Source organism: Pseudomonas sp. B14-6 (assembly GCF_013260315.1).
GTDB lineage: Bacteria > Pseudomonadota > Gammaproteobacteria > Pseudomonadales > Pseudomonadaceae > Aquipseudomonas > Aquipseudomonas mandelii.
On record NZ_CP053929.1, the window covers coordinates 3,129,901 to 3,145,522 of the forward strand.

Below are 15,622 nucleotides of genomic sequence, written 5' to 3' on the forward strand. Positions count from 1 at the left end.
AATTACCTATTTTCGGCATTGGTAATTCCAATGTTTATGGGCGGCTGACACTGATTAAGCAGCGGTAATTCAGGCTTTTACTTTGAGCCTCGGGCGTTAGGCTGGTCATTCCACTTAACGCTCAAGGTTTATTAAAAGCATGACTGACTTACACGGACGTATATCAGCGCGACCTACACGGGGGGCGGATGACAATAAAGGTCGCCACTACGATTTCATCAAAAGCCGTATCCACCCCACGTTCAAGGACGCGTCACTGCGACGGATCCGGGAACTGAGCCTCACGCAAACGGCTTCAGGGTATTGGGTACAGAACACCAAGGGTTTCGATCACTCCCCGCTACAACACGCCAACCTCGAACTCTGGTCCGCTCAAAACACTGTCGACCGGGTCATGGACAAGGTCCAAGGTATTTACGAATTCGCCGAGCCGTTGCTGACCAGGGCGTTGCTGGAACAATTCGGTGTCGACGTCGATGTAAAGACCACTTACCTGCACCTTTATCTACCCAAACAGCTCCCCTGGTATGCCAGCAATCTCAACGGCGTGGTGACCCGCACCGTTTCGCTGCTGGACGCGGCCTTGCATAACTTCGCGAGCCGCGAAACCTGCGAGGCGGACTCGAACTTCATCAGCCAGCCCGATGCCCGCGGGCATTTCGACACCCTGGCGATCAAACGCAAAATGTCCATCGCCCAGTTCCAGACCCTGTGTCGCACGCTGGACATTGGCGCGCGCTACACGAAATACCTCGAAGAACAATTGCGGCCCAGGGATGGCCTCGCCCAAGTGGTTTTGAAACACAAGATCATCGAGAACGAGAAAGCCGCGTTTAAAGCCGCCGCCAGGCTGGCCGTCCTGAAGGGCGACATCGACGCCGATGCCGGTGACCTGATCCTGATGATGCTCGATGGCCAGCGCAACCTCACCCGCAAAGGCCGAATCATGCAGTTCGCCAAACTGTCCATGCTCGACAGCCTGCTGACCGGCATCGTCTTGATTACGCCGGATCTGAACCGGGTCCATAAGGTAGTGCCGATCTTCGCGTATGTCCCACAAGACCCCGAGCACCCGCTGAAAGAGTACCCCTCGACCCTCGCGCTGATGAAAGAGCTGACGCGTCAGCTGCGCGACAACGCTGTCATCTCCTCCACCGGCATGACCTACCAGCAATTCTTCAGCCGGTTCGTCGATCAATCCGATCGGGGGCATTTTTTCGGCGGGTTGCAACAACGCCTGTTCCAAGTGAAATGGCATCGCAAAGAGCCGCTTGACCCGAGGCCGAGCTGGCGCGAAGAGGCTATCACTGCCCCTCGTCTGCAGTTCAACACCGCACCGATCAGCGGCGAACTGTGGCAGTACCTGTTCGAGCAAAAGCTCAACAAGGTCCTCAATGACGCCCGTCACATCGCCGTGTCCACCGCCGATGCCGATACCCATGCACGATGGGCCTGGTGGGAGAACTTCAAGAAAATCGTCTCGGACATCTTCAACATCGCCCTGATGGTCGTCACGCCGTTCGTGCCCGGACTGGGTCAGCTGATGATGGGCTACATGGCTTATCAGATGGCCAGCGACGCCATCGAAGGCCTCGTCGACATGACCCTGGGACTGTGGACTGAAGCCACCGAACACATTGTCGGCCTGGTCACCGATGTTCTTCAGCTGGAAGCGTTCGCCGCCGGTGCGCAGATCGGTGCGCTGGCACGCCTGAAACTGTCGCCGCTGATCGAAGGCATGAAACCGGTCACCCTGCCCGATGGCGAATCCCGGTTGTGGCACCCCGACCTCAAACCTTATGAATGGCCGGATGTGCAGTTATCGCCGGGCTCCAGACCTGACGCGCTGGGGCTGCACGCTCACGAGGGCGAGGCGGTTCTGCCGCTGGATGACAAGCACTACGCCGTGCAAAAGGATCCGCAAACCGGCAACTACCGGGTCAAACACCCGCATCGCGACAATGCTTACCTGCCCGAGTTGAAACACAACGGCCTCGGCGCCTGGACCCATGAAGCCGAGAACCCGCGAGCCTGGGATCGTCCGACGTTGATGCGCCGTCTCGGCCACACCGTGGAGGGCTTCAGCGACGCGGAACTCGAAGCCGTTCGCATCGCCAGCGGTACCGACGACGGTGCGCTGCGCCGGATGTACGTCGACAACACGGCCCCGCCACCGTTACTCGACGACAGCCTCACCCGCTTGAACATCCAGCGCCAGACCCGCCAGGCCATCGAGCGAATTCGTTCAGGCCAGCCTCTGGATCCCTCCTCCTACTGGTTTGAACCGCTGGCGACTTACCTGGACGGCTGGCCCGCGGACAAAGCCCTGAAGGTCTACGAAAACGCCGACATGAGCGGCCGGTTCCGCCAGTACGGCAATGCCGATGCGACGGCCGAACAGACTCTCTCCACCAGTTTGTCCAACCTCATGAGCGAGCAATTTGCGCCAGACCTTGTCGAGTTTCTCAACGAAGAAGAACTGCACGCCGTGCTCGGTCGGTCCACCGCCCAACGTGAACGGGTGCAAGCCTTGCGCAATCGACTGGCGGACGAAGCCGATCGGCTGACCCCAGACATCATCAATCAGCTTTACCAAGGGGCCCAGGCGTTCGACGATCCGCCGCTGCGACTCATGCGCCACACCTTTCCCGAGTTGCCGTCCCGTGCCGCCGCGACGCTGCTGAACACCACCGACGCTGCCGACCTCAAGCGCATGACCCAAACGCAACGACTGCCCTTGAGCCTCAAGAGCCGCGCCCGTGAGGCGGCCTTCGAAGCCCGGACCAACCACGCCTATGAAGGCTTCCAGGACGGCGCGCAGTGGGTGGCGCAAACCGAAAGCCTGGTGCTGAACGCCTTGAGGATTCATACCGACACGTTCGCGCAATTGCGCATCGAGGTTCGTGAAGGCAACGATGCCGGTCCCTTGCGTAGCCGTGTAGGGGCCGAAGACGCGTCGATGGTCCGGGTGCTGGTCAAGGACGATGGCAACCGGTTCGAAGTCTGGGACGGTGACAACCGAAAACTGCACGACGCCACTGACTTTTACGAAGCCGTTCTCAACGCCCTGCCGAAAAACAAACTGGCGCAGTTGGGTTATCGGCCAGGCCAGGGGGACTTCTTCAAGCAATGGGTGATGGCCAAGACCGAGACACCGGCGCAGCGCCGCACGGCGCTCGCCGCCCCGCCGATCCGTCCGCTGGCTGACCATGAAGACATGATCCTGTTGCGCGGTCCCGGCTTCTCCACCGTCGCCCCCACGCTCACCCAACGGGTGCAGGACATTTACCCTCACTTCAACGACCGCGAGGTCAATACCTTCGTTCGATCCCTCGGTTCGCAGGAGCAAGGGCACCAGACACTGACCCGACTGGACCGCGAACTGGACGACCTGCGAGTGCTGTTGAATCGCTGGCGCTACCAGCAGCCGGATAACTGGGGGCCGGATCAGCGCGGGTTCGTCAACAGTGGCGGGTTGCACATTGCCGACCGCTTTATCGACTGTTTCAAACGCAAGCCCACGGTTTTTGGTGAACGCAGCATCACGGCCGACGGCGGGTATGCGCTGGACCTGTCCACAGAGTTTCAGGTGCTCGACCTCGAACGCTGGTGGAAGGAACTGCCGGATATCAAACACTACCTCGATCAGATCAGCACCTTGAATCTGGACCGCACGACCTTTTCCGAAACCACCTCCGGCCTCTTGGGCGCCTTCCCTCATCTGCGACAACTGAGCGCCCGTAGCTGCGGCCTGACGCGACTTCCCGACACCATCGGCAAGATGCACCACCTGCGCACGTTGCGACTGATGAACAACGACATCACGTTGACCCCCTCCGCTGTCGAGCAACTGCGAAATCTGACCCGCCTGGAAACCCTCAGACTCGATGACAACGCGAAGCTGGGCCTGCTCCCGGACGTCGGACGCATGCCCAGGCTGAGAATCCTGAGCTTGAGCAACACGGGCGCCACCACCTGGCCCGACGGCCTGTTCGGGCCCTCCAACAAACGTCGACCGCGCGGCTTCTTTCTGGATTTGCAGGAGAACCCGATCAAGGTCATTCCGAAAGTCGTGCCCGGCTCGGAAGATGCCTTCCTCCTGGCCCGGACCCGCTTGTACGAAGAGCAGCTCTCGGACGCCAACCTGATCACCTTCAAGGCGTATCGACGGTCAGTCGGCCTCGCGCCCGAGCAGGTCTACATCGATGCGGCGCGTGACGCGATAGAACTGTGGCCGATGCAAGACGATTCGGTCTGGTGGAGTGCCGAGGTCTCAGGGCTGGGGACCTTCCGCGAGGAAGCCTGGCACGAATTGATGACCGAGCCCGGCGCCAAGGATTTCTTTGCATTGATCCAGAAGCAGACCCGCTCGGCCGATTACAAGGCCGGTGGTGAATTGCGCCAACAACTCAGCAGCCGGGTATGGCGCATGATTGAAGCCATCGACCTGGACACCGAGCTGCGCAAGGATCTGTTCGAAATGGCCAGGGCGCCTACCACCTGTGCCGATGCCGGGGCCCAGGTGTTCAACCACATGGGTATCAAGGTGCTCGCCTCCGAAGCCTATGCCTTGTCGACGTCCAACGCCGTGCTTGAAAGCAAACTGGTGAACCTGGCCAGAGGTGCCGCTCGCCTCGCGCGCGTGGATGACATTGCCCGTGCCGATTTCGGCAGCCGCCCGGGCAATCCGGATGAGGTCGAGGTGTACCTTGCCTACGAAACCGGCCTGGCTCAACGCCTCGGTTTACCGTGGCAATCGGAGACGATGCTGTTTCGCACCATCGCCGGTGTGAACACCAAAACCATCGACACCGCCTTCGAGACGGTGATGTCGATGGAGGCCGGCGATGGGTTGGTCAACGACATGATCGAACAGCCGTTCTGGCAGAAATACCTGCAGGACACTTATCCGAACGAATTCCGGCGCAATACCCGGTTTTACGAAACCAAGAGCGACTTGCTCGATGAGTTACGCGAAGTCCAACACACCTGGGCCAGTTCCAAGGGCCAGCAAATTGCACAACGACGCGCCCTCAAACAGCGTCTGCAAGACCTCGCCCGGCGCCTGAATATCGATGACAGTGTGGTGTTGACGGACCAGGACATGACCGATGAGGTCTACGGCCAATTGCTGCACGACATGGGTTACGAAGAAAAAGAGCTGAGCAGAAAACTCACCCGCGCAGCGCTGCAAAAAGACGCACAGCCGTAATCGGCAACCCCTGATGCATCGGGTGATGTATCAGGGGTCACGCTTAACCCACTTCCGAATCCCAAACCACCGTGACAGTGCCCGAGTACGTTCTGGCGACACCGGGCTTGATCATTTCCTCGACCTCATCCTGCGCAATCTCGAAGTGCAACGTGCCCGGTTTGCGATCGACATAAAAGCGCGGCTGGAACAGCTCGGTACCACTGCCGTCGCGCCGTAACAGCCGACGGCTGACCGGTTGATCGGTGGCATCCACCAAGCCATTGGGCAGGGTCACGCTGACGTCGAGCGGCACGACATGGCCTGAAGCCGGGTCGCGCACCGAGCAGCGGTTGCCATCGGTGCTGTACTGGCAGTCCAGGTTCATCTTGAAGCGACTCGATGAAGACACATTGAACGTCTGATCACGAAACAGCCGTGTGGGCTTGCGCCCTTGGGTCAGCCAGGCTTGCCAGCCGCCCTGCGGAACCAGTTCAACGCGATTGCCACCGGGTGGAATCTCGACCTTGAGGGTGTGCCGAACATCCAGAGAGAAGTTGAGGGTCAGTTGGTTGTCACTGGGGATCATGACATCGCCCATGTCGAAGTCCTGACGCGGACCGACGGTGTACGGCATGGTGCCGGTGTATTTGCCCGTCTTCATGGTCAGGGGGTTAGGCGTGCGCAGCTCATAAGCGAACACGAAGTACAGGTAGCGAAAGGAAAGCGGAATATCGAACCTCGCCGTCTTGCTGCACACGCCCACTCCTCTGGCGACTCGCCAGAAACTGTTGTAGCCCGAGGGCCCTGCCGAGTGCCAACCCACACTTGAACAGGGTATAGGCGCATAGGCCCAACCGCCACCTACCCACAAGTCATCCCACCAACCTCCTCCGGTCAGTTCAGTGACAGGGCGGGGAATTGCGGCTTCGTGCCCGATCCCGCCGATACGAATGGAAAGCACCTCGGTATCACCCGACTCGTGGGTGACCACCACCTCTCTCCAGTCCGAGGGAACGCGGGCCATTCCTCCTTGCCGCGGGTCCGCATGGTTGGCCAGGATTGGCGCATTCGCCGTGAAGGAAATAGGCGCAATAAGGCTGAACAGCTTATAGGGCGCACAGGCCTGTGGAATCTGCCGGCAAAAACCTTCGGACGGGGTCATGTTGACGAACACGTTATTATTCGGATTCGAGGAATCCGGCTCGAATACCGCTTCGATGTCCATCACAGCGGCCTGTATGGGCAGGGCAAACACCGCACACAGCAGGCTGGCCGATGCAGCACCCTTCAACGTCCGGGCTGATCGCTTATTCAATAAATTCATCATTTGGGCAACACCGCGTTGAAGACCATGTTGACGCTTCCAAAATAGTTGCCGGGTTTGTAAACCCCATCGGCGGGTGGCACAGGCAGCACTTCCAGTAAAACCCGCTTGCCCTGCGCGGCGTCGACCAGCGAAACCACCTCGCGGCTTTCCCCCTCGCTCAACAACTTTTCGTTGAACAGCACGCGCAATCCAATGTCATGGGCCTGCGTCCCGTTAGACAAGTAAGGCCGGCCCTCAAGGCGGGCTTCGATGGAACCGGCTTCGCTCTTCACATCGAAATACTTGCGCAAGCCGCCCAGGGTCGAGGTCGTCAGATTCCATGGCAATGACTGTTCGCGGTGAATCCAGCCGGGGTCTGCGGGAATGACGTAGAACGCCTGGCTCGGGATCGTCACGAATACTTCAAAGTGCTGCACTTCGCGGGCCGCGAACGCACCATGGCAGGCCATCGCCGACACCATCAGGACCGTCAGTTGTCTGAACATAGTCATCAGCCCTTCACATCGAGTTTCTTGCGGCTTTCGCCTTCAACCAGGGTGAAGCGGTACTCGCGGCCAGCCTGTTTCTCGAACTCGAAATGGCGGCCGGCCAGAACATGATGCTTGGTGGTCGGCTGGCAGTCCTGGTCGTTCTTGACCGAGCAATCCTTGAACTCATCGATCACCACCACGGTGTTGCCGGTATTGCGAATCCGGTACCTGGCCGCCTCGTTTTCGATCACGCTGGCGTAACGCGGGTCCTTGGGGCGAACGAAAAACACCGCGCCATACCCGGCCAGCACCGTGACCCCGGCGGACAGGGCTTTCCTGTACTGCTCACGCTCCTCGCCGGAGACGGCGAATTCGTCTTCCTTCTCGGGCACCACCGGTATGAAACGCACACGAAAATAGCGCTCTTTGTCGCGCTCGCCCATGTACAGCAACCGCGTGCCCTGCATGCCACTGGCGGGCACGATCAGTCGCGCCGGGCTGGCCATCAAGCCATCCCGGGAATTGCCCTCGGCATTGGATTTGAGCGGCACCTCCCGCGACTTGCCATCGGCGTCGTAGAGAATTTCAAGGATGTTGACCTTGACGAAAGCGGTGCTGTCGCCGCCGTTATAGACGCGTTTCAAAAAGGTACTTTTGTCGCCGTCCAGGTAGTCGTAGACCGTGCCGATATTGATGTTCGGCCCGGCGTGTGCCGTCTGGGTGAACAAACAAAAACCAATCAGTGCCAACCGACGTTTCATCGTCATTTACCTCATAAAAAAATGCGGGGTGCCGGGCATCAGCCTGCCGTCGGCGTCTCAAGCGTCAGGTCCGCCAGCGTGTCCGGCGTGCAACGCAAATCACCAATCATCAGCACGTTGTTTTCCGTGTGGCCACGGCTCGGGTCGAGGCGGAACTGGCACAGCAACTGGTTGCCGTGGCGCACTTCCAGGGTCGGTGAACCGGCGTTCATTTCCATGGAGAAGAAGCCGTCCACCTCACTGACCCCGCGACTGGCGTGGTTGATGATGTGATGGCCCTTGAGCGGGTTGCCCTGGGGGTCGATCAGGCGACCGAGGACAGTGAGGGTTCGCATCACGCGAATCTGGCGATAGTCCACGCCGCCCTTGTTCAGGTGATAACTGGAACGGGCCGGCTGGATGGTCGCGGCAGGCACGTGATTGCCTTCGAAATCGAAACTGACGGAGCTGCTTTTGTAAGCCGTGATCGGCACAAAATTGCGTCCGGGCTTGAGAACTGCGCTGCCACCGCTCAGATCGTCTGCGCGCAATGTGATGTCGTCGATGTCCGACTCGACATCGATGATCATGCCCGCGCCATTGCGGTGGTATTGGCTGGTCACGATCATCTTTTGCCCGCCGACCGCCACGGTGCTGTCGAGGTTGAGGCCGCCGGTGAGGTCGTTGTTGTAGGACGAGCGCTGGATAAATCCGTCGCCGTTGACCCGGTCCGATTGCATCGTCGCCAGCGCATTCAAACCGAGGCCATAGGTGTCGGTGATGGCCGTGGCGGAAACGCTTTGCAGCAGGTGGTCCTGCAAGTCTTTGCGGTAAGTGATCGAGGCATTGTTATCACGCCCGCCATCGCGATCGGTGCGGGTGCCGATGCTGCCGGAGAGCTGCTCTCCCGGGCCACCCAGCGCCACGCTAACGCTCAGGTCAAGGCCGCGATTTCGATCATTGCCCGAACTGAAGCTGCCCGGCCTGTCGAACAGCGACAGGCGCCAATTGGCGTCGCTGCCGAACAGTTGCGTGCGTTGAGTCCAGCCCAGATCCACGCCGACCCCTTCGGTGTTGCCTTCGCTGTGGGACACCCGGGCATTGACCGAACTTTTGCTGGTGAGGCGATGATTGAGTGACAAGGACGAGTTGCTGGTCTGGCCGATAAATACATTGCGCTGCCGCACGCGCGTGCCGTCGGGCAAGGTGTCGTAGAGCCGCGTGGTGTCGAGCCAGCTGCGGTTATGGCTGGCGACGAGGCTGCCGCTGCCGTAGGAATAAAGCCCCTGCACGTCGAAACCGGTGCCGTAGTCCTGAGTCTTGTAGACGTTGGCGAAGACGCTGGCGTTGTTGACGATGGCCCAATCGACCGACGTGCCGTATTGCAGGGTGTCTTTCACTTGCCGACCCGACAGGCCGAGGATCACCCGCGGGTGCAGCAGGAAGTTGAAGGCGGCGCCAGCGGTCATGTCGCCATCGGCCTGCTCATCCCAGTTGCTGAGCATTTTCGATTCACGCCCGGCAAACAGGTTGTAGCGCCAGCGCTCGTCATGATTGCGCCAGTTGTTGGGTTTGTAGACCAGCTCCTGCGTGCTGGAGGTGATCTGGCCGTCTTCGATCAGCCGCACTTCCACTTCATAGATGCCGCCGGGCAATGGCCGCGTATCGAGGGTCTGCAAACCAGCCGGTATCGCCTGGGTATTGATCAGCAATCCGTCGCGATAGATTTCCACCGAGCCCTGGCGATTGGCCGTGACGTAGATCGGGTAGACCGCCGGTTTCGGGTTATTGATGGCCAGGCTGTCGGAGCTGCCGTACATGACGCCGAGCGCGGTGTCAGGGCTGGCGCCGAAGGAGCGCGGCTGGCGCGTCAGGCCTTCCGAGGTGGGCGTGAACAAGCCCAGGCGCAGGAAGTTGCCTTCCAGTTCGCGCTGGGTAAAGAGCTCATGCACGGCGTGATAGAGCTGATTGTCCACACCGCCCAGGCGGGACAACTGCATGTTCACCGCCTGGGTCCAGTTGCCCAGGCTGCTGCTCGCTTCCAGACCGTATCGACCACCGAGGTCCTGGTTCTGGCCGCCATTGAGGTTCAGCTGGTTGCGCACGATCAACCCGGTGCTGCCGTCTTCGGGCTGGTTGTAATAGCGCTGCACCTGATCATCGTGCTCGGCGTTTTCCGTGAGGATCGACACCAGCGAGTTTTCCAGGCTGTAGTGCACGGCCAGCAGTTGTTCGGGGCAATTGGCCTGGCAGGCGCCCAGCACCACGCCATGTTTGAGGTAGTTGGCCCAGATGTCGCGCTCGCTGGCTTTGATCGTGCTATTGCTGACATCGGTGAATTCAACGAGGGTGATGCGATCGTCGCGGGTCAGCACAACCATCGCCTCACCGAGAAACTGCTGATCAAGTTCCACGCGCACCGCCAGCGGCACATCAAAGAAGTGCTCTTCGAACTCGCTCGGTAATCCCTTGGCTTGCGCAAGCAGACTTCGGGGTGTGTGGCCGTTGTCCGCTGGCGCAGCCAGGGCAGTCGCACAAAAACATAGGGCAAGCGCCGTCGCGATGGGAGTCATCGGGAACATGAACGAAATACTCTGAAGATAAATTCGTTGAAACCCGATCGACAGGCACAACCTCCCTGGCGATCGGTGAACGTTGCCAAGTAAGACAGAACTTACTTACAGCACGCGTTTGCTTCAGATGCGCGGAATGGCATCAAAGATGACGACCGGGTTGGCGGTGTAGATCCCCACCTGACTGTTGCCCGGCTTCTCTGCCGTAATCACCAGGTCGGCGCGCATGCCGCCGTTGGACTCGGTGTCGCCGACCACTTCCTGAGAATCAGCGGTCAACTCCGTGCCATTGAAGGTATAGGTCAGAGGAATGTTCAAGGCTGGATTACCGTTGAACAGCGGAGTAGGACCGCCCACGACATAAGCGCCGACCGAGCCGTTGGTGTGTTGAATATCATAGGTGCCACGGACTTCCGTCAGGGTGCCGGAGCCGACGAGATACTGCATTTTCTCGTCTTTCCCGAAGTCTTTGTCTACAGGCTGAGCGTGGAAGACCTTGCTCGGAATATCAGCGGTAATGTTGATGGAGGTGCGCGATTCTTCCGCCGCGAACGCCATCGAAGTGCTCAGGGCCAGGAGGGTCATGGGAACGGCGATTGCAAACGTCTTGAACATTATTGAGTACCTGTATTTTTTCAAAGGATTGGGCCGAGGAAAGTCTGGAAAGCCGACATCTCTCCATACGGTGATGGCGATTTCACTTAACTTTCGACGCCGAAGAATGATCGTTCAATCCCTTGAAAAAGTAAGTACGCAACTTCCCAAGAACGTGTAGTAACAATGGCGTTCGAACAATAGGAAAAACATTGAAAAAACGCCAACTCGATTGTTTTACCCTCAGAGAAAGACTACACACAGTTCTAATTGAAAAAGCACACAGATACGAACTAGTTGAATTCCGTCAGACGAAGACTACTTATCTTGCGACAGTGGAATAATTATCAATCGATGAACTTTCATGATTAGTTCAATTGCTCTAAAAGAGCAACCGATACCGCATTCCTCATCGCTGATCGCTTCTGGACCTCCAGCGGTGGCCGAGAACGACCGTTGGTCCAGAACGCTTGCGTCTGTCTAAAGATATATCTTAAGTTGTATCTAAACACGACGAGAGAAGACGCAGAAATGAGAGACCATCATTCCCATCGCGACCATAGCGACAGCCGAGACGGCTTCGAGAAACGCCCAGGCCCCGGCCGTGAACGCGGCGGCCGCGGCCCCCGGGTGTTCGCCCCCGGCGACCTGAAACTGCTGCTGTTGGCGTTGATCGCGGAGCAGCCCTGCCACGGCTATGACCTGATCCGCCAGATCGAAAGCATGTTCGACGGCGCCTACTGCCCCAGCCCCGGTGTGATCTACCCGACCCTGACCTTTCTCGAAGAAAGCGAAATGATCCTGGGCGATGCCGAGGGCGGCAAAAAACGCTACACCATCACCGACGCCGGACGTCTGTCATTGACCGAACAGGCTATTGCGCTGGACGGCGTGCGAATGCGCATCGAGGTCAGCAAGCGCTCATTGCGCGGCCATGATCGCCCCGCCGAGATCCACGAGGCGGTGCACAACTTGCGTCACGCCCTGCAAATGCATCACGGCCGCTGGAGCCCGGAAGAAATCCTGCGGGTTCGCGACCTGCTCAACAACACCGCCAAAGCCATCGTCGATGGCCCTGCCGTTCAACCCGTCCAGGAGAAAGCCGAATGACTGAAGTTGTGCACACCATTCACCGTGTCATGCACGAGATCAAACGCCGTCGTCTGCAAGTGCTGCGGGTGGTTGACCTGACCCCGCGGATGCGTCGGATCACCCTGGGCGGCCCGGAGCTGGCCGGCTTCGTCAGCTTGGGCACGGACGACCACGTCAAACTGCTGTTCCCGCAAAAAGCGGCCGAACACGCCGCGCTGGAAACCCTGGTACTCGGTGCCGGCAAAGACAACGGGCCGATGCCGGCAATGCGCGACTACACGCCGCGTCGCTACGACCTCGACACCCTGGAACTGGACATCGATTTTGTCCTGCATGGCGACGGCCCCGCCTCGACCTGGGCCGAGCAGGCCACGCCCGGCCAGTTCCTGCACATCGGCGGGCCGCGTGGCTCGATGATCGTGCCGGACATGTTCGACAGCTATTTGCTGATCGGTGACGGAACTGCCCTGCCCGCCATCGCCCGCCGGCTCGAAGGTCTGGCGGCCAATCGTCGTGCGCTGGTAATTGTGGAAGTGGAGAACGGCGCCGAGCAGCAACGCCTGGAAAGCGCCGCGCAGGTCAATGTGATCTGGGTCTTGCGCGAGGGTGGCAAAGACAACTTGCTGACCACCGTGAAGCAGCTGCAAGTGCCGAGCGGCAACCTGTATGCGTGGGTGGCGACCGAGACCAAGGTGTCACGGCAGATTCGTCGTGTGCTGCTTGATGAGCACGGTTTGAATGAACAATTCGTCAAGGCCGTGGGGTACTGGCGGGCGGAGGGCAGCGACGAGGAATAACTGCAACTCGATAGTGTGGCGAGGGAGCTTGCTCCCGTTCGGCTGCGAAGCAGTCGTAAAATCAGCCTGCGTGGTGACTCAGTTAAAACCCGGTTGCAGGTTTAAGCACTGCTGCGCAGCGCAGCGGGAGCAAGCTCCCTCGCCACAAAAGCCCTTCACATCACCCTCAGTATTCACCGACCGCGCCACCGGTCCAATGCGATCATTATTAGAGCAATCACCACAAACCCCGCCAACAATCCACCCGCATTCAAAAACACCTGTGGATAACCCAAGGTGCCGACGTCAATGAACGGATAGGGATAAACCGCCAACTCATGCCCCCTCAGCAATGAATAGGCGAAATACACCAGCGGATAGATCACCCACAACCCGAGATGCCGCAGGCGCAACGTGCCCTTGGGCACGCACCACCACCAATACGCCAGGAACAGCAGCGGCATGACGTCGTGCATCAACTCATCGGCCAGAAACTGCCAGCCTTCGGGATGCCACAAATGGCGCAACAACAGGCTGTACGCCAGACCGACGACCACGATGCTCACTGCAATGGCGCTACTGACCCACGGCTGCAAAAACCAGCGTCGCGCCGCCGACTCGCGAGAGGTCCACTCACATGTCAGCACCACCGCCACCAACGTATTGGTCAGCACGGTGAAATAGCTGAAAAAGCTCAGCAGCCCACCGATCAAGCTCGCTTCCAGTGTCCAGCGCGAGTACAGAATCAGGTACAGCTGAATGGCCAGTCCGGCCCAGCCCAGCACAGCGGCCACCGCCACAAAACGACGCCTCGCGGCAGAACCTGGCGTCGACAGAAAGCCCATGTTCAGAGCGGGCGCTTGGTGCGCATCAGCTTCACGTACAAGCGTTCAACCTTCTCCCGCGCCCATGGGGTTTTACGCAGGAAGGTCAGGCTCGACTTGATGCTCGGGTCACTCTTGAAACAGCGGATATCAATGCGCTCGGCCAGCCCCGACCATTCGTAATGTTCCACCAGGGCGTTGAGGATTTGCTCCAGCGTCACGCCGTGCAGCGGGTTGTTGTTCTGTTCGGTCATGCCGGGCCTTTGAGCGATGAAGGGGATTGGAAGCCGCGCACCTTAGCCGAGGGTGTCGCCGGGTGGAAGCGCTCTGTGCGCTCTCTGGTAAATGTAGGTGAACTTGAACCGATCGCTGTCCGGCACTGTTACCGAATACGAAATAATTCATGTCACGAAAAGCGCTTTCTCTATTTGTAACAGAACATTATCCTTGCGCCCGTCAAGCTGAAACGCTTCATCCAGGCGCGACATAGTGCCGCTTTCAGTTCACCCCCCAGAAAAGATCAAGAATTCCTTCTCTATGCCTGATTTCCCAACTCCGCGAGACAGCGCTGTCTGCATCGCTATTGCCAGTCGAAAAGCCCTGAACCTGATCGGTGGTTTCACTGCTTTTGGCCTGGCTACCTGCACCCAGGCCGCGCCCGCCTTCGATAGCGAATCGCCCTGGATGCTCGGTGACTGGAATGGCACGCGCACCGAACTTTCGGAAAAAGGCTACGACTTCAAAGTCGATTACACCGGCGAAATGGGCAGCAATCTGCACGGCGGCTACGACCACGATCGCACCGCACGCTACAGCGACCAGTTCGGTTTCGGCACGCACCTGGACTTGCAGAAAATCCTCGGCTGGGACGACGCTGAATTTCAGCTGACCGTCACCGAGCGCAATGGCAACAACATCAGCAACGACCGGATCAACGATCCGCGTGTCGGCGGTTTCACTTCGGCGCAGGAAGTCTGGGGCCGTGGGCAAACCTGGCGCCTGACGCAGATGTGGTACCAGCAGAAATTTTTCGACCAGAAACTCGACATCAAAGTCGGCCGTTTCGGCGAAGGCGAAGACTTCAACAGCTTCCCATGCGACTTCCAGAACCTGGCGTTTTGCGGCTCGCAGGTCGGTAACTGGGTCGGCGGCATCTGGTACAACTGGCCCGTTAGCCAGTGGGCAATGCGGGTGAAATATCACCTGACGCCGGAGCTCTACGCGCAAATCGGTGCGTATGAGCAAAACCCGTCGAACCTTGATCGCGGCAACGGCTTCAAGCTCAGCGGCAGCGGCACCCAGGGCGCGATTCTGCCGGTCGAACTGGTGTGGTCACCAACACTCAACGGCCTGCCGGGCGAATACCGCGCCGGTTATTACTACAGCAACGCCAAGGCCACGGATGCCTACAAGGACAGCAATGGTCAGCCGGCAGCCCTGAGCGGCGAGGCTTACCGCAGCGCATCGAGCAAGCACGGCGTGTGGCTGGGCGTGCAGCAGCAGATCACCAGCCGCGCCAGCGACAATTCGCGCGGCCTGAGCGTGTTCGCCAACGGCACGATGCACGACAAGAAGACCAACGCCATCGACAACTATGTCCAGGCCGGCGTCGTCTACAAAGGCCTGTTCGATGCGCGCGCCAAGGACGACATCGGCTTTGCCCTCGCCCGGGTTCACGTCAACCCGGCCTATCGCAAGAACGCCGAAGCGACCAACCAGGCCCGCGTCGTCTATGACTACGACGATCCCTCGTTCCTTCCGCCCCAGGACACCGAATACAGCGCCGAACTCTATTACGGCGTGCACGTCACGAACTGGCTGACCGTGCGCCCGAACCTGCAATACATCCGCCACCCCGGTGGCGTGGACAAGGTCGATGACGCGCTGATCGGCGGGATAAAAATCACCTCGTCCTTTTAAGACACACACAAAACCTGCTCGCGAAGGGCCGTCAGCCTGAACATCAATGCCGACTGTCCCATCGCTTTCGCGAGCAGGCTCGCTCCTGCAGGGAACGCACCAACCGAACCTT

The 15,622-nt window shown here is 59.3% G+C and carries 11 protein-coding genes; 4 read left to right on the plus strand and 7 right to left on the minus strand.

The window, feature by feature from the left end; translation table 11 throughout:
• Window positions 1-139 precede the first annotated feature (139 nt).
• Window positions 140-5,212 carry an NEL-type E3 ubiquitin ligase domain-containing protein gene (locus HP062_RS14260; protein ID WP_172791569.1) on the plus strand — a complete coding sequence of 1,691 codons (5,073 nt, stop codon included), beginning with the start codon at window positions 140-142 and terminating at the stop codon, window positions 5,210-5,212.
• A gap of 43 nt (window positions 5,213-5,255) precedes the next feature.
• On the opposite strand, the gene HP062_RS14265 is transcribed toward HP062_RS14260, so the two are convergent.
• From HP062_RS14265 to HP062_RS14285, 5 genes are all read right to left on the minus strand, one after another.
• Window positions 5,256-6,521: a hypothetical protein gene (locus tag HP062_RS14265; RefSeq protein WP_077749810.1), complete on the minus strand. Its 1,266-nt coding sequence runs from the start codon at window positions 6,519-6,521 to the stop codon at window positions 5,256-5,258.
• The gene (locus HP062_RS14270; RefSeq protein WP_042933024.1) at window positions 6,518-7,006 is read right to left on the minus strand and encodes a CS1 type fimbrial major subunit; all 489 of its coding nucleotides are present in this window, start codon (window positions 7,004-7,006) and stop codon (window positions 6,518-6,520) included. The genes HP062_RS14265 and HP062_RS14270 overlap by 4 nt, the downstream gene beginning before the upstream one ends.
• A gap of 5 nt (window positions 7,007-7,011) precedes the next feature.
• Window positions 7,012-7,752, minus strand: coding sequence for a hypothetical protein (locus HP062_RS14275; protein ID WP_010457763.1), 741 nt, complete (start codon window positions 7,750-7,752; stop codon window positions 7,012-7,014).
• 38 nt (window positions 7,753-7,790) lie between these two features.
• Window positions 7,791-10,313, minus strand: a complete 2,523-nt coding sequence (locus HP062_RS14280) for a TcfC E-set like domain-containing protein (protein WP_172791570.1) — start codon at window positions 10,311-10,313, stop codon at window positions 7,791-7,793.
• Window positions 10,314-10,427: 114 nt separating this feature from the next.
• Window positions 10,428-10,919, minus strand: coding sequence for a CS1 type fimbrial major subunit (locus HP062_RS14285; protein ID WP_010457768.1), 492 nt, complete (start codon window positions 10,917-10,919; stop codon window positions 10,428-10,430).
• A 510-nt stretch (window positions 10,920-11,429) separates the two neighbouring features.
• Between HP062_RS14285 and HP062_RS14290 the strand changes: the two genes are divergently transcribed.
• Both HP062_RS14290 and HP062_RS14295 read left to right on the plus strand, forming a co-directional pair.
• Window positions 11,430-12,008 (plus strand): PadR family transcriptional regulator, encoded by a 579-nt coding sequence (locus tag HP062_RS14290; RefSeq protein WP_010457769.1) that lies wholly within the window; start codon window positions 11,430-11,432, stop codon window positions 12,006-12,008.
• The gene (locus HP062_RS14295; protein ID WP_172791571.1) at window positions 12,005-12,787 is read left to right on the plus strand and encodes a siderophore-interacting protein; all 783 of its coding nucleotides are present in this window, start codon (window positions 12,005-12,007) and stop codon (window positions 12,785-12,787) included. The genes HP062_RS14290 and HP062_RS14295 overlap by 4 nt, the downstream gene beginning before the upstream one ends.
• A 173-nt stretch (window positions 12,788-12,960) precedes the next feature.
• On the opposite strand, the gene HP062_RS14300 is transcribed toward HP062_RS14295, so the two are convergent.
• Complete coding sequence (locus HP062_RS14300; RefSeq protein ID WP_077749807.1) at window positions 12,961-13,611, minus strand: Pr6Pr family membrane protein; 651 nt, start codon at window positions 13,609-13,611, stop codon at window positions 12,961-12,963.
• A 2-nt stretch (window positions 13,612-13,613) separates the two neighbouring features.
• Window positions 13,614-13,844: a VF530 family DNA-binding protein gene (locus tag HP062_RS14305; protein ID WP_007903672.1), complete on the minus strand. Its 231-nt coding sequence runs from the start codon at window positions 13,842-13,844 to the stop codon at window positions 13,614-13,616.
• Window positions 13,845-14,127: 283 nt separating this feature from the next.
• Between HP062_RS14305 and HP062_RS14310 the strand changes: the two genes are divergently transcribed.
• Window positions 14,128-15,510 (plus strand): carbohydrate porin, encoded by a 1,383-nt coding sequence (locus HP062_RS14310; protein ID WP_077749806.1) that lies wholly within the window; start codon window positions 14,128-14,130, stop codon window positions 15,508-15,510.
• Window positions 15,511-15,622: the final 112 nt, after the last annotated feature.

Coding starts and splice junctions, on each gene's coding strand:
- HP062_RS14275 (WP_010457763.1), bottom strand. CDS start 7,752: ATGAAACGTCGGTTGGCACTGATTGGTTTTTGTTTGTTCACCCAGACG.
- HP062_RS14280 (WP_172791570.1), bottom strand. CDS start 10,313: ATGTTCCCGATGACTCCCATCGCGACGGCGCTTGCCCTATGTTTTTGT.
- HP062_RS14265 (WP_077749810.1), bottom strand. CDS start 6,521: ATGATGAATTTATTGAATAAGCGATCAGCCCGGACGTTGAAGGGTGCT.
- HP062_RS14270 (WP_042933024.1), bottom strand. CDS start 7,006: ATGTTCAGACAACTGACGGTCCTGATGGTGTCGGCGATGGCCTGCCAT.
- HP062_RS14290 (WP_010457769.1), top strand. CDS start 11,430: ATGAGAGACCATCATTCCCATCGCGACCATAGCGACAGCCGAGACGGC.
- HP062_RS14295 (WP_172791571.1), top strand. CDS start 12,005: ATGACTGAAGTTGTGCACACCATTCACCGTGTCATGCACGAGATCAAA.
- HP062_RS14305 (WP_007903672.1), bottom strand. CDS start 13,844: ATGACCGAACAGAACAACAACCCGCTGCACGGCGTGACGCTGGAGCAA.
- HP062_RS14310 (WP_077749806.1), top strand. CDS start 14,128: ATGCCTGATTTCCCAACTCCGCGAGACAGCGCTGTCTGCATCGCTATT.
- HP062_RS14300 (WP_077749807.1), bottom strand. CDS start 13,611: ATGGGCTTTCTGTCGACGCCAGGTTCTGCCGCGAGGCGTCGTTTTGTG.
- HP062_RS14285 (WP_010457768.1), bottom strand. CDS start 10,919: ATGTTCAAGACGTTTGCAATCGCCGTTCCCATGACCCTCCTGGCCCTG.
- HP062_RS14260 (WP_172791569.1), top strand. CDS start 140: ATGACTGACTTACACGGACGTATATCAGCGCGACCTACACGGGGGGCG.